Annotated in this window: 15 protein-coding genes and 1 pseudogene; 8 read left to right on the forward strand and 8 right to left on the reverse strand. The window is 44.5% G+C overall.

Annotation, left to right across the window (positions count from 1 at the left end):
- The first annotated feature begins 133 nt into the window (after positions 1–133).
- From AC1DPK_RS18585 to AC1DPK_RS18605, 5 genes are all read left to right on the forward strand, one after another.
- Positions 134–2,437, forward strand: coding sequence for an AraC family transcriptional regulator (locus AC1DPK_RS18585; RefSeq protein ID WP_477511266.1), 2,304 nt, complete (start codon positions 134–136; stop codon positions 2,435–2,437).
- 65 nt (positions 2,438–2,502) lie between these two features.
- A complete protein-coding gene (locus AC1DPK_RS18590; RefSeq protein ID WP_441874614.1) occupies positions 2,503–3,021 on the forward strand; it encodes a DinB family protein in 519 nt (172 codons plus the stop codon).
- A gap of 122 nt (positions 3,022–3,143) precedes the next feature.
- Positions 3,144–3,566 carry a DUF1284 domain-containing protein gene (locus AC1DPK_RS18595; RefSeq protein ID WP_441874613.1) on the forward strand — a complete coding sequence of 141 codons (423 nt, stop codon included), beginning with the start codon at positions 3,144–3,146 and terminating at the stop codon, positions 3,564–3,566.
- A 237-nt stretch (positions 3,567–3,803) separates the two neighbouring features.
- Positions 3,804–5,516, forward strand: coding sequence for a sensor histidine kinase (locus tag AC1DPK_RS18600; RefSeq protein ID WP_477511267.1), 1,713 nt, complete (start codon positions 3,804–3,806; stop codon positions 5,514–5,516).
- Entirely contained in the window at positions 5,494–7,107 is a 1,614-nt protein-coding gene (locus AC1DPK_RS18605) for a response regulator transcription factor (protein WP_441874611.1), read from the forward strand. Before AC1DPK_RS18600 ends, AC1DPK_RS18605 begins: the two co-directional genes overlap by 23 nt.
- A gap of 59 nt (positions 7,108–7,166) precedes the next feature.
- On the opposite strand, the gene AC1DPK_RS18610 is transcribed toward AC1DPK_RS18605, so the two are convergent.
- The 6 genes from AC1DPK_RS18610 to serS all read right to left on the reverse strand — a co-directional run bounded on the left by AC1DPK_RS18610 (position 7,167) and on the right by serS (position 17,164).
- The gene (locus tag AC1DPK_RS18610) at positions 7,167–8,864 is read right to left on the reverse strand and encodes an extracellular solute-binding protein (protein WP_477511268.1); all 1,698 of its coding nucleotides are present in this window, start codon (positions 8,862–8,864) and stop codon (positions 7,167–7,169) included.
- Positions 8,865–8,970: 106 nt separating this feature from the next.
- Complete coding sequence (locus AC1DPK_RS18615; RefSeq protein WP_477511269.1) at positions 8,971–9,849, reverse strand: carbohydrate ABC transporter permease; 879 nt, start codon at positions 9,847–9,849, stop codon at positions 8,971–8,973.
- 18 nt (positions 9,850–9,867) lie between these two features.
- Entirely contained in the window at positions 9,868–10,833 is a 966-nt protein-coding gene (locus AC1DPK_RS18620) for an ABC transporter permease (protein WP_477511270.1), read from the reverse strand.
- A 206-nt stretch (positions 10,834–11,039) separates the two neighbouring features.
- Complete coding sequence (locus tag AC1DPK_RS18625) at positions 11,040–15,335, reverse strand: endo-1,4-beta-xylanase (protein WP_477511271.1); 4,296 nt, start codon at positions 15,333–15,335, stop codon at positions 11,040–11,042.
- A 69-nt stretch (positions 15,336–15,404) separates the two neighbouring features.
- Positions 15,405–15,653, reverse strand: a complete 249-nt coding sequence (locus AC1DPK_RS18630; protein ID WP_477511272.1) for a hypothetical protein — start codon at positions 15,651–15,653, stop codon at positions 15,405–15,407.
- Between the two features lie 227 nt (positions 15,654–15,880).
- Positions 15,881–17,164 (reverse strand): serine--tRNA ligase, encoded by a 1,284-nt coding sequence (gene serS, locus AC1DPK_RS18635; RefSeq protein WP_477511273.1) that lies wholly within the window; start codon positions 17,162–17,164, stop codon positions 15,881–15,883.
- Positions 17,165–17,544: 380 nt separating this feature from the next.
- Here serS and AC1DPK_RS18640 point away from each other — a divergent pair, with 380 nt between their 5' ends.
- The 3 genes from AC1DPK_RS18640 (at position 17,545) to AC1DPK_RS18650 (ending at position 19,451) form a co-directional block, all read left to right on the forward strand.
- On the forward strand, positions 17,545–18,003 hold the full coding sequence (locus AC1DPK_RS18640; RefSeq protein WP_477511274.1) for a hypothetical protein: 459 nt from the start codon (positions 17,545–17,547) through the stop codon (positions 18,001–18,003).
- A 205-nt stretch (positions 18,004–18,208) separates the two neighbouring features.
- Positions 18,209–18,757, forward strand: a complete 549-nt coding sequence (locus AC1DPK_RS18645; protein WP_477511275.1) for a hypothetical protein — start codon at positions 18,209–18,211, stop codon at positions 18,755–18,757.
- Between the two features lie 109 nt (positions 18,758–18,866).
- On the forward strand, positions 18,867–19,451 hold the full coding sequence (locus AC1DPK_RS18650; protein ID WP_477511276.1) for a hypothetical protein: 585 nt from the start codon (positions 18,867–18,869) through the stop codon (positions 19,449–19,451).
- Between the two features lie 22 nt (positions 19,452–19,473).
- On the opposite strand, the pseudogene AC1DPK_RS18655 reads toward AC1DPK_RS18650, so the two are convergent.
- Positions 19,474–19,686: pseudogene (locus AC1DPK_RS18655) on the reverse strand (IS3 family transposase); the annotation flags it as partial.
- A gap of 346 nt (positions 19,687–20,032) precedes the next feature.
- Positions 20,033–20,276 (reverse strand): helix-turn-helix domain-containing protein (locus AC1DPK_RS18660; RefSeq protein ID WP_477511277.1); only part of this gene is annotated, 244 nt, incomplete at its 5' end.

Genomic DNA, 20,276 nt, shown 5'->3' on the forward strand with positions numbered 1-20,276 from the left:
TGTCTTATCAGCCTTTTCTCTTCATAATCTAAGGAAATGATTATTTGCGCGATAGATGATTATTGCTCAAAATGTATGCGTTTACTAAAATAAAGCTAATGCTCGCTCATTACTAGACAAGGTGTTGATAGCTGTGCGATCTTTAACCTTTTTAAGCAAGATGACGATCTTCGGCTTTCTGCTCAGCACGCTTCCCGTCATTTTTATCGGCGCATTCTCGTATGCGACCTCTTCCAGTGAAATTCAGAAAAATGTAAACCGTGGGAAAATGCAGCTTATCATGCAAATCAACTCCAATGTAGAGCAGAAATTGACGACTGTCAACCACACGCTGAATCAGGTTATTAACTCGACCGTGCTCAAAAAAGCGATGAATCAGCCGCTAACCGTCAACGATTTTGTGATGTATGATGACCTGCGGAACGAGATCCGCCATATGCAATCCTTTGACACCAAGCTTGAGGATGTCATCCTGATCAATGAGCGCCATAACTGGATGATCAAAAATTCCGGACTATATTCGTTTGAACAATATGCTTATTTCGATGAGCTGTCCAGCCTTATGCAAATGCCCGAAGGAACCTCGTGGGTGCTTAACCCGTCCAGCTGGTTTTATAGTGAGGAAGCCGCGGAAAGCGCTGCTTGCAGCTACAGCATCAGCCTCGTGAAGAAGCTGCCGACCAATGGGCTTGAAAAATACGGCTTGGCGCTCGCCAACATTCCGACCTGCAGCTTGCAGGAGCTGCTAAAGAGCGATGAGGACCCTTTTTCGACCATTATGATTTTGGATGATCAATACCGTATTCTGCTCCATCCCGACCAAGCATTAATCGGCAAGCCTGTGCTCGAGAGCGGACTGCATATGGGACAGCTCACTGAGCCCTCTGGGCAGTTTACACAATCGATTGAACAGAAGGATTATTCCGTCACCTATTACCGTTCCGACCTTAACGGCTGGATCTATCTCTCTGCCACGTCCATTGCCGGCATGACGAAGGAATCAAATAAAATTGGCACGTATACACTTTATGTATGTCTATTTATGCTCACGCTATCCATGCTGCTCGCTTGGATCGGCTCACGGCATATGTATTCGCCAATTCAATTGCTTTTGAATCAAATCGGCGAGCGTCTAACCGACATTCAGAAGCGGAAAACAAATGAATTCCAAGCGATTGGCGAACGCGTCACCCATTTATTCCAGTCCAAATCCGAGCTTGAAAAAGAGGTTAGGCARCATATTCATCAAGTGCGCACCTTCTTCTTCATGAAAGCCTTCCAAGGCAACATCAAGTCAAGTGAAATTCCGGAGAAGCTGGCTCAATTCGGCTATGGCTCTCAGCTAAAAGAGTGGAAAACGATGGCCGCGATTACGCTGCAAATTGATTTTCCTGATAACAGCCGTTACTCCAAAAGTGATTTGGAGCTGCTCCTATTCGCTGTCCATAACATCATCGAGGAGCTTATTCCCTTCGAGCAGCGACTTGCCCCGATCATTATGGATCAAACGATTGTGACGATTATCGGCAGCGCAGAAGTGGGCAAGGAAGCTTTCCACAATGCAAAATACGCGTTAACGGAGCATCTGCAGCAGCAGATCGCAAGCTACCTAAACGTGCAGGTCAGCATTGGCATGAGCTTGCCGTTCGACTCCTTCTCATCGCTGTCGACAGCGTACAGAGAAGGCCTTGAGGCACTGAAGCAGCGCATGAAATTAGGCGAAGGCATCATTATTCAGTATGAGAATGTGAATGCCGGCAAACATTATTTGAATCTCAACTACCCAGGGCATATCGAGAATGAGCTTATCGATGCGATTAAGCTGGCCGAGAAGGATAAATCAAAGGAGCTGCTGCGAGCTTTTTTGCAGGCGGTATTTGTCGTGGAGCTATCGCCGCAGGAATATCAAATTCCGCTTGCCCGGCTGCTCAATAATCTGTTGATCGTTATGCAGGAATCAGGCGTAAGCCTTAATCAAATCCATCCGTTAAAGGGTTCCCTGCTTGAGGAGCTGCTTGAGCTGCATACCTCTGCCGAGATCGATGATTGGTTCTGGACTAGCGTTGTTTATCCAATGATCAACATATTCAAGGATCGTCAGGAGGCGCAGTACCACAACATTTCGGAGAAGATCATTGACCTCGTACAGCATTTGTACGACACCGATCTTACGCTAGAAGAATGTGCATCGCGGCTTCACTATAATGCCAATTATTTAAGCAGCGTTTTCCGTAAGGAGACGAATTATTCGTTTAGCGAGTATTTGTCGATGTACCGTTTCAAAATGGCAAAACAATGGCTCGCTGATAGCGAGCTGCCAATTAAAGACATCGCTGCAAAGCTGTGTTACAATAATCCGCAAAACTTCATCCGTTCCTTCCGCAAACAAGAGGGAATTACTCCAGGGCAATACCGCTATAAAAAACGCAGCGGATAGCCGATAAAAATAATGAAAGCTTTTGGAAAATAAATGCTCTTCAATATGAATGGGAGGCTTTACGCATGACACAACGACCGTCACGGGATGAATACTTTGATTATTATGAACAGTATATCGGCCTAGTAGGCGAAGGATCTGTTACGGAATGGCTGACAAAACAGCTCGCAAGCACAACTGAATTGCTTTCCGATATTCCCGAGGAGCAGGCTAATTACCGCTATGCGGAAGGAAAATGGACGCTTAAGGAAGTCATCGGTCACATCTCGGATAATGAGCGCGTCATGAGCTACCGTTTGCTTCGAATCGCACGGGGTGACAAGACACCTCTTGCCGGCTATGATCAGGACGAATTTATGAACGGCGCCACCTTTCAAGAATGGTCTTTATCACAGATTATCGAGGACTACATCTCGGTTCGCCGGGCTACTCTCGCTTTGTTGCGCGGCTTGTCGGATGAAGCATGGCTTCGCATTGGCGTAGCTAATGGCGGCAATATCTCCGCTAGAGCTCTCGCTTACATTATTGCCGGACATGAGACTCATCATTTGAACATCATTCAAGAAAAATATTTAGGAAAATAAATCGTTTTCTCTTATTCGCTCATTAACTTAATGAATAGCTAGATAAAATCCTATATGTAAACCTTTTATTATGATAAAATGGTTAACATATAGGATTTTTTTGCATGAGGAGCGGTACTTCTATGACGATTCGATTACGAGGACACCATCTGCTTTGTCTACTAGGCTACCGAGGTATGGGTTATTCGGATGATTTCTGCGTCAATATGACTGCCATTTACGAATTGCTGCTCGCAAAGCCTGAAACTGAAATTGAAATTATTTTAGGCCCAGACGATGTTTGCAAAGCATATCCGCCGGACAAAGCCTATCATTGCGAGGGAACCGTCTACAGCTTGGATGCAGCGATACTCGCAAAGCTTGGGCTCCAAGTAGCTGAGCGAGGAAGCTGGCAGTCCATATGTGACCGCGTAGCTAAAACGATGGTGCCTGAGGACATCAGTCATCTATGTATGACCTGCCCTTGGGAAAAATATGGCGTCTGTGCGGAGGGTGTTGGCCTCGTTATACAAGGCAAGTCTTTGCCTAAGGTAGGCATTAAGTAGACCTATGGAGAAAACATCAATGCAGCTATGTTATATTCGTTACAAACGAAATACAGCTAAATAGAACTAATTAAATTATTAATTCCCACAAGGCTGCGCTGAAACTGGCGCAGCCTTTTATTTAGTGCGCAAAATAAGCTGATTAATGCCTAATTATTAGTACAATTCCCACCATGCTTATTAAAATATAGTAAAATAGAAGGTGCTGCTATTTAAATTTCCGGAGGAATATTAATCATGAATGCTGGTCTTTCTATATTTCAAAAGCTGATGCTAGGGCTACTGCTCATGTTCTTCTTAATCATCATTATTTTCTGGATTATATATCGGCTTAATGTAACGGACATCCAAGAAGAACTAAAGAAAAACAAAATTGGTGAAGTCAAATTCATGACCTCACAACTCTCCACCCAGTTCGAGCAAGTCCTTATGAATACGACGACCATGTCTGAAGACCATTCGGTCAGAGGATATCCCTATGTCCTGCAATTCGGGGATGCCTATTCCAAGTACGAAGCGAAATTAGCTATTATTGACAAGCTCGCTCTCAACAGTGCCTCTACATCCTGGAACAACACGATCACTCTCTACTACCCTGATTTGAAGGAAACCGTCTCTTCCGACAGTACATTATCCTTCTCAACCTATAATCCGCCCTCCCAACGGCTGAATAAGTGGGTCGTGCACTGGGAGAAGGATGGTACTGGATATTATTCTAATTTGACCCGGAGCCATATCGGTCCATTGCTTATTGAAACAAGAGTGTCTTTGGATAATCTACTTAAAATGATGAAGCAGTACTCATCCGGAACCCCTTTGCTTTATGATTCTTTTAACAAAACGATTATCCAAACTGGTAATTCCCCTCTACTGGAGGATACGACAGGCCGAATTATTCCGTTAATTGAGGGAAAGAGCGGCTTTTTATCGGTCGACGACAATGGAACTGAATACCTGCTCAACTATATGAAATCTGACTTGCTTGATTTGTACTTTATAGATTACCACCCTATGCGTCAGTTCATTGAGCCTATTTCTCAAAATAATATTCTTTTTATATTTTCCATCATTGTGCTGCTGCTTATTTCACTGATGTATAGCCTCGTGCTGCGCAGGCAAGTGCAGACACCTGTTATTGTACTAAGGAAGGCTATTGACAAATTTGATCGCGGTGATTTTTCTAGTCGTGTCATCGATCTTCATGCAACCGAGTTCAGAATGCTTGGCAACTCCTTTAATCGTATGGCCGAGAATACGCAGCGACTCATTGAGCAGGTGCTCGTTGCAGAGCTGGAAGTTACCGAAGCAAGACTTAAGCAATACCAAGCTCAAATTAATCCCCATTTTTTGTATAACTGCTTGAATTATATTCAGAGTAAAGCCAGCATCGAGGACCATGAATCCGTAACTGCGATGACGCTTCATCTCGGAGCTTATTGCAGATACGTTCACAAAATTGAAAATATCGATTCTACCATTAACGAGGAGCTTGTCTTCGTTGAGCACTACTTGTCCATTTTACAGTTGCGTAAACGGTCGATGACCTTCTCTATTGAAATCCCACCATCCATGTGTATGTATCGCTTGCCTAGAATGATCCTTCAACCGCTTGTCGAGAATTGCATTCAGCATGGCATAGAACCCTCTCTGCATCCCGGTCATATCAAGATTAGTGCGGAGGAGGACGAGCAGTCCCTGCGTATATTGATTCAAGATAGCGGAGTCGGAATAGCGGAGGATAGACTCTCTATCGTTAATCAACATATTGAGGAACGCATATTTTCTGAGAATAAGGTAGGTACAGGCATGAGGAATGTACACCAGCGTATCAAGCTATATTTTGGAAAGAGATCTGGGCTGACTATTCAATCTAAATTAGCCGAAGGAACTTGTTATATCATTACAATTCAAAAGCAGGAGGACAACCATGCTACAAGTATTATTAGTTGATGACGAATCCTATGTCGTCGATGATCTAGAAATTGCCTTCCCCTGGACCAAATATGGGGTTGAAAAGGTATATACAGCTTATTCCGGCATAGAGGCGCTGCAGGTCATTGAACGGAATTCTATTGATATTCTCATTACAGATATTGCCATGCCAGGAATGACTGGACTAGAGCTCATTTCACGAGTTAAAGAATTTAATAAGGCAATCAAATGCATTCTGCTTACTGGCTATGCGGAATTCGAATATGCCCAGGAGGCGATAAAGCAGGGGGTCGTAGACTATTTAATTAAGCCGCTTGATCATAATAAGCTCGGCCTCTGTCTTGAAGAAACGATAAATATCATGAAAGAGGAGATGGAGCAGACCGCATCCTACGAGCAGGCTTTATTCACGTTCCGGGAGCATCTTCCTGTCATGAAGGACAAGCTCCTTAATGAGCTGCTGCAAGGCAAGAACTACTCGGAGGAGGCTCTTGTCGACAAGCTTTCCAGCTTCTCACTGACCTATGGGAAAGACGATGATGTCTTTCTTCTTGTCATTCGTCTGGAGGAGCATTTCAACCGCTATGGACAAAACAGCCTGCTGCTTTTCGAATATGCAGTGACAAACATCGCTTGCGAGCTGCTCGAGGACTCCTTCGAGACTTGGCATTGCCGAGATGCTTATGATTATCTTATATTTACGCTCAAAGCAAAACAAACAGACGGGTTTCAGAACTCTGAAAGTCTATTAAAGGAGCTTACCAGTCGTTCACTCCAATTGCATCGTAATGTGAATGAATACTTGGGGGGCGGCATATCGGTCATCCTTACCTATCCGGGAAAATTCAGTAGTGATCTTCGCCATATGCATGAGAATGCAGTCACAGCAATCAGAAAGCAAGTCGGAAACGGTACAGGCTATTTTCTAGCGCTTGCCGAGCAGCCGTCACAAGTATCCTACGTTCGATCCATGAACGTATTATATGATCCGCCTACGTTTATCCATCTGCTGGAAACCAGCCAATGGGACGGATTTGAAGACAGATTGAACCAAGTTGAGGAAGCTTTCAGCGCTTTATCCGAGCAAACGGAAGAGCATTTGGATGCAATAAGTACGGTGCTCATGTCCTCCTTCCATTACATAGCTCATAGAAACAATGTTCTCCTGTCAGATGTAGCGGGAAATGCGCTTATGTATAGACAAACGTTCCGCTCACTTTGTCAGCTTATTGAATGGGCAAAACAGCTTGCCTTAACACTAAAGGAGAAGCTGGAGAAAGACGTTTCTAGTCAACAACAAGCAATTATTCGAGAGATCCAAGTATTTATTTCATCTCATCTGTCGACAGTCAGCCTGCAATCGATAGCCGATTGCGTATCCCTCCATCCTGTTTACGTATCCAAGCTGTTCAAGCAGCTGAGCGGCAGCAGCCTGAGTGAGTATATTCTCAGTGTGAAGATGGAGCATGCCGTTGCTTTGCTCCGAAATTCAACCGATAAGGTATACGAAATTTCGGATAAGCTCGGTTATTCAAATTCACAATACTTCATTAAGGTATTCAAGGAGCAGCATGGTATGACCCCTCAGGATTTTCGGGATAAGACCTAGTTGAATTAAATAACAGCAAGAAGGGCAGCCCATAAATGAGCCGCCCTTCTTGCTGTTATTTATTTTGACTTAATTTCATCGTACCATTTGTTGACTTCTTCCGCTATTTTCGCTCCGCCTGAAGAATTATATCTTTCAACAAAAGCATCGAATTCATCAACCGAGGTTTTATTATAAATGATTTTGTTCAGTACTTCCTTCTCCAGCTTGCTTAGCATATCGCCTTTGGATAGCTGCGTCTCCGTAGGAGTACCAGTAAACATACTAGGCATAATAGCATCCTTCTGATCAACAACAATCTTCGCCGCTTGCATTTGCTCTGGAATAGAGGTAGTAAGCGTCTCTTCATACGGCGTGGACGGCTTTTCGCCGTTCGCTAGTTTTGCTAACCCGTTGATACGAAGAAAAGGAATGATGGCTCCATCAAAGGTTAGTGTATATCGTATGGCATCTACCCAACCGCCAGGGATTTTATCACTATCCTGCTCGCGGTAAATCTCACCGTTCGGGCCAATATCATAGTCATACCCTTTTGCGAAGCCTTTAGAGAATGGACCATCCCCATCAGGGTTTGCCCAGTTGTCAAATAGGTAATTCTGATAGACGAAGAATGCATCTTTATTTTTCATGTTTTTATTGATAAGAACCGCACCTGTGCTAATTGGAGTTCCATGACGGCCAACCTTGCCATCAGGACCAGCAGGCAGCGGATACGGCTTATATTCAGAAGTAGGGACATTTGTTTTCAAATCGGGAATTGGCCAGCCTGTCATCCAATAAGGGCCAACAATGATACCTGATTTGCCAGCTGTGAAAGCTTCTGAAGCCTTTACTTCATCATACAGTCCCGACTCTTGCGAAATGTAGCCCTTCTTCATCCAATCCTGCAGCTTGGAGAGTGCAGGCTTCATCTCTGGCTGAATAGAACCATAGGCAAGCTTGCCATCGGCCCCTACGTTCCATTGGTTTGGCATTACGCCAAACATGCCAAACACCCATCCTGTCTCGGACATCCAAGTATTCAAATTGTTTTTAAAGCCAACGGATAAAGCTGTGGTATCCTTCTTGCCATTACCGTCTGGATCCTGATTAGTAAAGGCCTCCATTACCGTTTCAAGCTCATCGATCGTCTGAGGAGCCTTCAAGTTTAATTTTTTCAACCAATCTTCACGAATATACATGACTGGATCATTATTGTAGGCATTCTCCAAAATCGGAATTCCCATTCGTTTTCCATCACGCATGTACGGGTTCCAAACCGTTGGGTCCTGTGCCATTGCTTCTTTATAGGTATCGGAAGCATATTTATCGAACAGTTCTCCTGCATCCGCAAACTGCCCGCTCGAAATTAAATCAGCAATCAGCGTTGGATCGCCCCTGAATGAAATAATATCCGGCATTTCCTGCCCCGAGGTAAGCATCAGCCTAAGCTTCGTTTGGTAGGCATTGTTTTGATCGCTGACCGTCCATAAGTACTTAATATCAATACCCAAAGTGTCTTTCGCCCACTTTGTATGAACGTTATTATCAATATTTTCGCCATTTTTGAATTTCAAATTGGTTGTAATAGGGAAGACCGTCGTAATGGAAACAGGCTCCACATATTTTCCATTGTCGAACTTCGCTGAATAAAAGGAATCATTATCGGCCTTTCCTTCTGTTTGATCGTCTTTATTGCTGCCGCAAGCTGCAAGCGATGCCATCAGCATTGCCCCTGTCATAACCATAACAGCCGGCTTTTTCAATTTAGTTAGCATATCTTTATTTCCCCCAATGGAATTTATTTGGTTTGCTTTGACCCTTCCAACCAAATCATAGATAGATCCTACTGTGCAGCAACACCCCTCTCATGAAGCAAATCCATTATTCCTTCACGGCACCAAGTACAATTCCTTTGACGAAAAATCTTTGAAGGAACGGATACACAAGGAGAATGGGTGCCATGCCGATAAAGATTTGAGCAGCCTTTACGGTTCTTTGTGAAATATTTTCCAAGTCTTCAGGACGCACCGTCACTTTGCTGAAGTCTTGCTGTACGATAATGGTCTGCAGGAAAGTCGCAAGTGGATAGTTTTTATGATCAGTCATAAAGATTAGACCATCAAACCAGGAATTCCAATGACCAACCATTGAGAATAACGATAGTGTAGCAATTGCAGGCATCGATACTGGCAAATAAATACTGAATAGTGTTCTCAGATGGCCGGCTCCATCGATGAATGCGGCTTCCTCCAAATCCTTAGGCACCCCACGAAAGAAATTAAGAAGGAGTATCATATTCCATACTGATACAGCTCCAGGAATGATAAGCACCCAAAGCGTATTCATCATGTTCAGCTTTTGAATAAGAATGTAGAAGGGAATCAAGCCACCGCTGAACAGCATAGTGAATACGAAAAACCACGTATAAATACTTCTGCGTTTAAAATGGTAAGCTTCTTTAGATAATGGATACGCCGCGAGCGTAACGAGTACCATGCTGATCAGCGTGCCTAATGTAGTACGCTGAACAGCCACCCACAGAGAGCGAATAAAATTCTCATTCTCCAATGTCTTGCTATAGGCTTCAACCGTGAACTGAACGGGCAGCAATCCGACCAAATTAGCGTTCGCAGCTGCTTTCCCACTGAATGAAACAGCTAAAATATGAATTAATGGAATAATACAAGCAATAGATAATATAGTTAGGAACGTATAGTTGATCACTGTGAATAATTTGTAGGTGTTCGATTTATGATACATACTGTCGGTTCATCCTTTCTAGAAAATACGGTAATTGGCCAGTTTGTAAGCCAAGCGGTAAGCTGCGACGATAAGCACGAAGCCTACGACCGATTTGAAAAGCCCTATTGCTGTGGAGAATCCGAACTTGCCGTCTATGATACCGATACGATAGACAAACGTATCAATAATATCCCCTTTGTCGAAAACCAATGCATTATACAGATTGAATATTTGGTCAAAGCCCGCATTCAATATATTGCCTAAAGAGAGTGTTCCAACCACGATTGTAATTGGGATAAGTGCTGGGATGGTAATGAACAAGGTTTGATGCCATCTGTTCGCTCCGTCTACTTCCGCCGCCTCGTACAATGACGGATTAATTCCTGCTAGTGAAGCAAGGAATACGATCGTTCCAAATCCAAACTCCTTCCAGACATCGCTTACAACAACGATAAATCGGAACCAATTGCCGTCGCCGAGGAAGAATATCGGTTTTAAACCGAACACCGCGCCTAGAAACTGATTGACGAGTCCTTCACTGGACAGCATGTCCAGCAAGATGCCCCCTATGATGACCCAAGAAAGGAAATGCGGCAAGTAAACCAGCGTCTGTACCGTCCGTTTGAAAGCCGCCTTTCTCACTTCATTGAGCAAGAGAGCGAAGGTAAACGGAGCGATGAGTCCTGAAACCATCTTCATTCCGGCTATAATAACGGTATTCCAAATGACTTGTACGTACTCTGGCGTACTGAAAAGGTAACGAAAGTGCTCCAAGCCAATCCAATTGGATTGGGAAAATCCTAGCCAAGGCTTGAAATCTTGGAAAGCAATTACGAGTCCGAACATTGGAATGTAAGCAAAGATTAAAGTAAGGATAACCGCTGGCAGCAGCATCGCATCCAGCACCAACGCCCTTTGCCATTTGGAGCGGCGATCCGTGCGTTTAGACAGCTGTGGAGCGGTCTCTGCAAGGGCATCTGCTGGCGTTATTGATTTCTTCATTTGTGTGCTTCCCTTCTGTTTGAATGACATAAACCCTATCTGTCCTATCGTCTGTTCTCATTATAAGTGGCGCCTAGAGACGCTACTATGATAAATCATAAGCATCGATAACAAATTGTTAATATCCGAGCTGACGCTGTTTGAATACAAATAAAACGCCAAGCCCCCTTCTATAGAAGAGAGCTTGGCGTCATTAAATCCATTCATTATTTGCTTGTATTCAGGATCATGAGCATATTATATAAAGCTTGAACTGACTCTGCTCGAGTAGTATGCTCACTAGGAACAAAACGATGGTCATCCTTGCCCTTCATCATTCCATGCGAAGAAACAATAGAAACAGCGTTCTCCGCCCATGCTGAGATGTTAGCTTTGTCTACGTATACTAGCTCGACGTTAGTCTCCTCAGGTTTCGTTTTTGCTTGGTATGCATACGCATTGGCAAGCATAACCGCCATTTCTTCACGGGTAATGTTTGCAAGCGGAGCAAACCGATCCGCTGACACACCCTTAACAATTCCTGCGTGAAAGGCAGCATTAACCGCCGACGAGAACCAAGTTCCTTCCGCAGCGTCTTTGAAGCTGGAGGCCCCTTGCTCTTTAAGTCCAAGCAGGCGTACCAATAGAACGGTAAACTCCGCTCGCGTAATAGATTTGTCTGGAGCAAAGAGAGCAGCGGTTTGGCCATTCACATTCTGTTTTGCAGACAGCACCTTCAACGGCTCGTATACCCAGTGGCTTGAATTAACGTCATTGAAGATCTTATCATATTCAAGCAGCGCGTACTTACTGAAATGCGCAAGATCAACAGAGATCTGATTCGTTTTTTCGTCATTCTTCCCGCCTACATACTCCCACTTATTGGTCTGTTCATTCAGCATGTAAATGCCTAAGAGCGACTTCTGCATATTGGCTTCCGCTAAATAGGAGAAAGATAAGGTGACAGCTCCATCAAATGTGCCCACCTTCAGCTCACGACCATCACCCGTTATTAAGGACAGTTCAAAGGACCAGCTTTCTCCGCCAATAAACTTCGCAGATAACCCTTGCTCTCCTTTTAGCTGCTGACTGCCTGTAGCTTCTTTAGCAGGCTCCATACGAAGCGACAGCTCAGCTCCATTCCGCAATTCAGGCTTCAACTGATCAATGAGGGGCTGGAGCACTTTTGAATCAATTGTTAGTGTAGCAGACCCCTTGGCTAGCTCCAGCTCTCTGCCTTTTAATAGACCAGCTAATTGAAGGGGCAGCCGTACATGATGCTTACCTTCTGGTACGCTAATGCTTACCTGATTAGGCGACCCGTTCTGAAAATTCTCCTGAGTAATGGTCATCACAGGATTAGCAGTGCTGCCAGATTGCCCAGAGCTTCCAGGTTTGTCACCGCCATTATCGATACCGCTGTTCTTTTCTGACTCGGCAAAAGTCAAAATGCCGAACTGAGAAGTATTTCTCCATGAATCGTTTGTTGGATCGTTCCATTTGGCGGTGCTGTGCACTCCTTCGCCCTGATCGTCATTCACCTGAATGTCCAGACCTATTACACTATCTTTATTCGGACGAAGCTCAGGCAGCGCGATCTTCACTTCCATGCGGTAGCCTTTCTCTGTTTTTACAACTGCGCTCTCCAGACGAGAAGGAGAAGCATTTCCAGCAAAAGTTGCCGCATTATCAATATTTATCCGATATTGTGCATCGTCATATTGATAAGCCGATGTACGATGATGATTTTCATCGATGAAAATTTCGATTGAATCCTGCAGCCATGGCTGCGGATCGTCTGATTTAAGCAAAGGATCGGTTACGTCGATTAGCAGCAGCAGACTGTCATCCGTCCACATAGAGCGAGCTTGAGCCGTTGCTTTGCTGTTATTATTAGTTAGATCCACAGCGAATGGCTTTGCCTTTTCCCACTCGCTTTCCATTTGTCCATCAATACGTGCAGTGCCTTTTATCGACTGTGCGCTTTTTGGCATACTAGCAAGCTGAATGACGCCATACTTGCTTGTGTCCAGATCTTGACTTAATGTGCTGTCATTCCAATAAACCGGCAGTACCTCGCTTGTCGATGCATCCTGAATACGAATATCGAATCCGATTTCTTCCGTTCCTTGCGCTAAGCCTTTCCAAGGAATAACGGCTTCTAGTTTATAACCAGTTGCTGTTTCTTTTATTTTATAGCTGCTATCGCCATTTTCAGCGCCTGACCGATTAAAAGTAAGATGACGATCATCTGACTCGTAAACCGCCGACTTTCCATTATTCTCATCCACAAACAGCTCTATCTTGTCCGCTGCATCACGGGTAGCATCTTTAACCTCTACTTGAACATAAAGATTGGTCATATCCCATATGGTACGGAACGTTGCAGCCTCGCTGCCGCTGCGTTTAAGCCGCGTCTGTACAGCTTTTTTCCATACGGAATCTGTAGAATTCTGATCGCCCGCCGTTGGCGTTGCCATGAGTGATACCGTACGGTTTGTAATAATAGGAAGTGTAAGTGGATCTACAATTCCCCAGTAGACTAGCTTAGCCTGGAGATTCGCATCGAATAGCATAGCCTGATTATTGTAGGATTTCTCGTCTTGCAGTCCCCAAATCGTTACAGAGGAAATCTTGTCCTTATAGGTTTTGTATAAGTCAAACAATTCCTTATATCTATGTGCTTGCTTTGCAGCTATGTCATCAGGCATAGGCGTACCCATGCTCACTCCGCTATCAACATCCAACTCGGTAACCTGAATATCTAGCCCTAGCGAAGAGAACAGCTTGATTGTCTTTTCAACCTCCTCAATTGGCGGCGTAACCAACCCATAGTGAGATTGCAAGCCTACTCCGTCGATCAGACCTTTATCTTTGAGACGCTTTAGCAATTGATAGATATGTTCTCTTTTTTCCGGAACCTCTGTGAAGTAATCATTATAATACAGCTTGGCATCAGGGTCCGCAGCACGAGCAAACTCGAATGCCTTCTCGATGTAATCAGGACCTATGAGAGTATACCACGGTGAAATTCTAACACCGTCCGCATCTCCCCCATTGTCAGCGATAGCTTCATTTACAACATCCCATGCGTATATTTTCCCTTTATAACGTGTCATTACCGTCTCTATATAAGACTGAAGGCGCTGCAGAAGCAAGTCACGGCTGGCAGGCTGTCCATTGCTGTCCGTAAACATCCACTCGGCCGCATCAATATGCCATAGAAGAGCATGTCCGCGCAGCCCCATTCCATTATCCTGAGCATATTTCACGTAATAATCGGCTGCATCGAATGTATACTGATTCTCAGCTGGGGAAATAAACTTTGGTTTCATTTCATACGTTGCCGTTATGCTGTTAAAATGTTTTTTGAGAAGCTCCCCATAGGCTCCTTCCATTTGCCAGGTATAGACGGCAGCACCAATTGGAAAGTCATCCTTAAAATAATCCTTTAAGGACACGATATCGTTTTGAATCGATAGCGCCGAAACAGGGACTACTGTTACTTCATCTACATAAAAAGATAGCGTATCTGAAGTATTCTCCGTAATGTAAGGCGTTTCGATGAATAGTTTTAGCTCCGAAGGAGAATCGCTGTAATTAAGCTGTCCCTTAAGCTCATACCATTGCTGCCACTCCGATTTCTTAATCGTAATGGTATCTAGTGCATTCCAGCTCTCCGATCCGGACTTCTTATAGGCCGTCATTTGCAATTTGATGTCAGAGGCTGGCTCTTTCTTTAATCGAACATAGGCTATTAATTCATATTCCTTGTTCTTTTGAAGGTGATTTTTAAGCTCAAGTGCTGGCCCATGAAACGTACGGCTCCGCCCTTCTACCAACATACTGTTGCTGCCGCTATAGGCTTCGGCTGCGGAAACGGTCAGCGCCTCATGTCCGATTCGCGGCAACCACCCCTGAAGCGTTCCATCTTCAAAATCGATAAGCAGTCGATCATCGCCCACCGGGCCCTCTGAATCAGGAACAAGCTCTATGGAAACATCATCAAAATAAAAGGAGGTACCTGCCGTGGCTTCTGCATAAAGATCATATTGGCCATTCTTGCTCCCTGTCGTATAATTCCGTTTAATTAAGGTCCATTGCGATGCGGCATTCTGATCCGCCGTGCCTATCTGCTCCCAGTGGTTTTGCCCGTCAATGCGGCTCTTCATTGTAAGCTTAATATCAGCTGGCGTTGTACCGGGGGTTAGCTTAACCCAAGCGCTAATGGAGTAGGTGCTGCTAGGAGCCAATAATTCCGTTAAAACGTAATTGGGTCCCTCCCAATCCTCGCTTCTCCCCGATATATATAGGCTATGAGAACCGCTATGATATTCATCGCCTGAGACTATTAGTGACTCGTTTCCTTTACGCGCCCAGCCCTGTGTTGTTCCATTCTCAAAATCTGAAGTGAGAATGGTTGTGCTACTCTCGTTAGCAAACACCTGCTGAGAGGGAGGAAGAATGATAGTGATAAGCATGACAAAAGCGATAAATAATGCGAACGATTTAGTAAATTTCATATAAATCCTCCTTAATGTGATGATCATAGCGCTGCAACTAGCTCTTTGTTCCATTCTTTTGTTGTGCGATTATATAAACCAAAGGTGGCACCGAATTCCCAGTAGGCCTAAGGCATGCTTAGTCGCTCTGCATCCAAGCGTACGGTCTCCGTCCAAACCACTCGGGAAGCCATGTCTGCCGTGCGATAGACGCCAAACTCCCCTAGTTCCATATTCTTCAGCCATCCACTCCGCACCTTGATGCGTTGGCTTCCTCAATAACCATATCCCACGCCCCTTCAACCGGGGCATCCAAAGCGCCCCCCCTCTCTTCTTCAATGCTTTTCCCCCTAGTATATAAATCCCGCTCTTCACTTCATGTACTACAACCGGATAGTTGAAGTATAGCTCTAAGGTAAGCGTTTCCATATAACAAATACATCACTCACATAACAAATTATTAGCTTTGTCCCTAATCGAGTAACCTTTTTTCATTATCAAAGTAAATAGAACCAAAAAATGCGATAAGGAAATGCTGCTGAGCATCTCCTTACCGCATTTTCAATTTATTCATTAATTGCTATTTTCTCCAGCCCTCTCATATAAGGCTGAAGTGCAGCTGGGATACGAATCGAGCCGTCTTCCTCCTGATGATTCTCGATGAGTGGAATGAGAATACGCGGGCTAGCCACTGCTGTATTGTTGAGCGTATGGCAATATTTTAACGAGCCATCCTCTGCACGGTACCGTATATTCGAGCGGCGTGCTTGAAAATCATGCAGGTTCGACGACGAATGCGTCTCCCCGTAGGCCTGCCTGCTTGGCATCCATGTCTCAATATCGTATTGCTTATACGTTTTTTGCGACATATCGCCAGTACATACTGCCATGACTCTATAGGGCAGCTCAAGGCATTGAAGCAGTTCCTCGGCATTAGCCGTTATTTCCTGCAGCAGCGACTCCGACAACGCCGGATCAGCCTCGCACAAAATAACCTGCTCGACCTTGGCAAACTGATGTACACGGTATAGACCATGAACATCTCTGCCAGCCGAGCCGACCTCGCTGCGGAAGCATACCGATGCAGCAGCCAGCTTGATTGGCTCTCCTACCTCTATAATTTCGTCCGCGTAATAGGTAACCATAGGTACCTCCGAGGTGCCTACCAGCCATTTATCCTCGCCTGCAATCCGGTAGGTCTGATCCTCACCAAGCGGGAAAAAGCCAGTATGCTTCATCGCTTCGGTGCGGACCATTAATGGTACTTCCAGCAGTGTGAAGCCTTTTCTCAGCAGCAAATCGACAGCCAGCTGCTGCACGGCACGATGGAGCAAAACGCCTGCCCCCTTCAAGTAATAATTGCGGCTGCCTGCTGCCTTCACACCTCGCTGCACATCAATCATTTGGTGCAGATCACCCAGCGCCATATGATCCTTTGGTTCAAAAGGAAAACTCGGGGCTTCGCCAACACGCTTTTGCTCTATATTGTCCGCGTCCGATCGTCCATCTGGCGTGTCTGGCGATACGATATTAGGTACCAACGCCATGAGCTCAGCTGCATGCTGCTCTACTATCGCAAGCTCTGCTTCCACTGTGCCCAGCTTCTCATTTGTTTCCTTGACCTTATACTTCGTTTCTTCCACTTCAGCTTGAGCATTCTGCCTCACTAGTGTACCGATAAGATTCGAGAGCTTGTTGCGAATTTCCCGTAAAGCTTCCGATTCCTGCATGAGCTGACGTTTCTTCTCGTCCCAGAGCATCAGCTCTGCAATAGAAATCTGAATCCCCTTCTGATTCGCAACCGTCTGTACCTGCTCTTGATTTTGCCTAACCCATTTCATGTCCAACATGCTAACCGCGCTCCTTTTCATTAGAAAAACACAAAAAACGCCCTTCATCCCAATGGGACGAGGAGCGTTTTTACTCGCGGTGCCACCCAAATTGACTAAACAGACGCACTGTTTAATCCTCTTTGTTCCGCGATAACGGGCGGGCCCGGTAAACTTAGGGGGAAGGTGCTTCCCTCCCCTTGACGAGAACGCCTCCGAGTTGGATTCTCTTCACTGGCGTGATCCGATAATTAATTTTGTAGTAATATAACACATTATATAAGGCCAACACAAGTGTCATTGTGGAAATAAAATTCCAATTCATCTTTTTAGTGTGTTTCATATGCAACTTTATCCACTTATTAACAGTCAGTAGGTTATATGAAGGGGAGGTGCATTTGTTGAGATATGGTCTTCTACTTACATTCTTACTTATCCTGTTTGGGCTGGCAAGCTGCGAAAGCTCCGGAGCGAACAATGGCTTAACCACTCATACAGAGCAGGTGAACAAAGATCACCTGACGGAATCGTTGTCCAAATCAAGCGATAAATTGATCATTGCCAAAAGAGTTGGCATGGAAAACCAATACGAAGATCATAAGGAAATAATCGAAAAGAAATCCGTTTCTACAGTGAGGAACATTTTAAACAAAGGCGAATGGGAAGAAGTTAAATTCCTAATGACAAGACCATCCGATTATAAAGTGCATTTCCAACCTACCGATGGCTCAGAAGCAAAAGCGGTATTATATGAGGTTTGGTTTACGAACGACATCGCTGAGATTTATATAAGCGGCATTCATTCTTATAAAAAAACGTCGCAAGAGGATGCAGAAACGCTGAGTACTATTTTAAAATAACGGATTCATGACAAACGTATAAGGAGCATATTATGAAATCCAAATTACTCGAAGTATTAATTTGCATTGTTTTAGGCTTTTTTTCAGGCATACTGCTTGCTGGAACGGGTAGAGATGTTACGGATAGCGGAGTTGAAATATTGCTCGGATGCATTTTCTGGATACTGGTCTTTTCTTATATTAGAAAAAAATGAGTCATACAGTAATGAAAATGTTCCGTTCTCTTCTCTTTTTAATCGTATTCGTCTCCCTGTCTCTAACGATTGCACCTTCCAAAAGCTTCGCATGGTCATGTGCCGAGAGCGATGCACCCAAGCAATTGTTTAAAAAACATGATTTTGTATATATTGCTAAAGCCATGGAGACCACCTATGAGGAAGCCGGCAGTATGAATCCCAAAAGCAGGACAACCTTTGAAGTGAAGTCGACATTAAAAGGCACCTCCAGCGATAAAGTAACCATTGTCACGACTGCTGGCAGCGAATTTACTGAAGGCACAGACTATCTAGTATATGCTTATCAAACAACAAAGAAAAATTACTTATACAAGTTTGAACCAGGCGAAATAGCGACTGATACTTGGTGCGGCGGAACAAAACCATTGTCGCTTGCAAGTTACGATCTTGAAGCGATAGATGAATATAAAAAGATGACTAACATGGTTTATTTTATTATTATTCCCATCGTTGCTGCCGCTGTTATCGTCACCGTATTCCTTCTATTGAAACGTAAAGGGAAACTAGGACGACGCTGATGCATTATTTTGGGGATTTGTGATTGAGATTAGGACAACTCGTTTAAAATAACATGGAGACATAACTGATGGGCTTGATTATACAAGCCCTTCATGAAGGAGGCTTCTCATGCTGAATGAGATGACAACAATACCGCGTACAAATAAAAGGCGGAAAGGTTTTGCGGCTTTCGCCGCTTTTGGCATAACGATGACTTTATTAGCTGGCTGCAGTCAAACAGGAACGAGTGAAATGGGTGCTCAACCTAATCCAGATTCCGCTGCAATCGCTCCCGCTAATCAAACCGAAGAAACAAATGCTGCTTCAGAGAAGGATAACCCTTTCGCCGCTGCTGGCATTACCGATCCTAAAGCTTTTATCAAAATGTTTGAAGCGGTTAAGACAGCTGTTGCCGCTGATGATAAAGAGGCCGTTGCAGACCTAGTGCTGCTGCCGCTTCGAGTAAATGGAAAAACATCGATGGAGATTACAACCAAAGCAGAGTTTATAGAGAAATATGATGCCATTATGACAAAACCCGTGAAGGATGCGCTAGCCGCTCAGAAGGTGGAGGATTTGTTCGTACGCGATCTAGGCGTGATGGTCGGAGACGGTGAGCTTTGGTTTGGAGCATCAGCCGAGGAGCCTCAAGCATACGGCATTATTGCCGTTAATCTAGAAGTTGGTAGCACTGAAGTGCCCCCCGTCAAGTAGACATTACAAAAAATAAAAACTGTTAAACGGCCTTAGTCCTAAACTCCATTGGWCTGAGGCCGTTTAGTTTYGCCTGTAATCGTTCGTAATTGTAAAAGTGAATGTARGCTTCAATGTCCCGTTCAAGCTCATCAAAAGTTCGGTATGTATGCAAATAAWATTTTTCGCACTKCAGGGTTYCCCAGAAGGATTCTATGGGWCYGTTATCAATGCAKCTCCCTACGMGRGACATGCTATGGGTTAATTTTTTKCCAAATRACTTTTTGAACCGTWGRGAAGTGTATTGAAAGCMTCGGTCTACTACTGGATGCGCTTGTGGTTAATCTGCTGCTCCGTTTCTTTGCATAAGTGAAGGGTCAATCGACGGTACCCGTAGATACCGCCTACCTTCTCATGCAGCGAGATCATCGATCTTGTGAGTTTCTGGTTTTCTAGTTCACGTACGCTAGGCTTGCGGTTCAACCATTTGTAATAGCTGGATCGTGGAATCTCTGCAATTTCACAAAGTATCTTTATGCTGAACTGCCCGTCTTGCTGTACAGCTTGAATGGCAAGATAGATGTTTTCTTGACGTACTTGACTTAGCGTCGCCTTCTTTCGAGTTCCTCTAACTTTTTTAGAAATGCAATTTCTGCGCGCAGACGTTCATTTTCAGCCTGCATCTTCTTCATGGCAAGCTTTTGGCGGTCTGTGTCAGTTAACTCTTCTTCGGTCTTTTTACGTCCACGTCCATCCTGCAGCGCATCTTGCCCGCCGTCTTGGTATTTCTTCACCCACTGATATACCTGTTGGTAGGAAACCTGATGTTGCTCCGCAGTCTTCCCA

The organism is Paenibacillus sp. 01T424, from assembly GCF_056398745.1.

What these genes read in the sequence shown, in the direction of transcription:
- AC1DPK_RS18590 (WP_441874614.1), top strand. Translation starts at nt 2,503, where the DNA reads ATGACACAACGACCGTCACGGGATGAATACTTTGATTATTATGAACAG.
- AC1DPK_RS18595 (WP_441874613.1), top strand. Translation starts at nt 3,144, where the DNA reads ATGACGATTCGATTACGAGGACACCATCTGCTTTGTCTACTAGGCTAC.
- AC1DPK_RS18600 (WP_477511267.1), top strand. Translation starts at nt 3,804, where the DNA reads ATGAATGCTGGTCTTTCTATATTTCAAAAGCTGATGCTAGGGCTACTG.
- AC1DPK_RS18605 (WP_441874611.1), top strand. Translation starts at nt 5,494, where the DNA reads ATGCTACAAGTATTATTAGTTGATGACGAATCCTATGTCGTCGATGAT.
- AC1DPK_RS18610 (WP_477511268.1), bottom strand. Translation starts at nt 8,864, where the DNA reads ATGCTAACTAAATTGAAAAAGCCGGCTGTTATGGTTATGACAGGGGCA.
- AC1DPK_RS18615 (WP_477511269.1), bottom strand. Translation starts at nt 9,849, where the DNA reads ATGTATCATAAATCGAACACCTACAAATTATTCACAGTGATCAACTAT.
- AC1DPK_RS18620 (WP_477511270.1), bottom strand. Translation starts at nt 10,833, where the DNA reads ATGAAGAAATCAATAACGCCAGCAGATGCCCTTGCAGAGACCGCTCCA.
- AC1DPK_RS18625 (WP_477511271.1), bottom strand. Translation starts at nt 15,335, where the DNA reads ATGAAATTTACTAAATCGTTCGCATTATTTATCGCTTTTGTCATGCTT.
- serS (WP_477511273.1), bottom strand. Translation starts at nt 17,164, where the DNA reads ATGTTGGACATGAAATGGGTTAGGCAAAATCAAGAGCAGGTACAGACG.
- AC1DPK_RS18645 (WP_477511275.1), top strand. Translation starts at nt 18,209, where the DNA reads ATGAAAATGTTCCGTTCTCTTCTCTTTTTAATCGTATTCGTCTCCCTG.
- AC1DPK_RS18650 (WP_477511276.1), top strand. Translation starts at nt 18,867, where the DNA reads ATGCTGAATGAGATGACAACAATACCGCGTACAAATAAAAGGCGGAAA.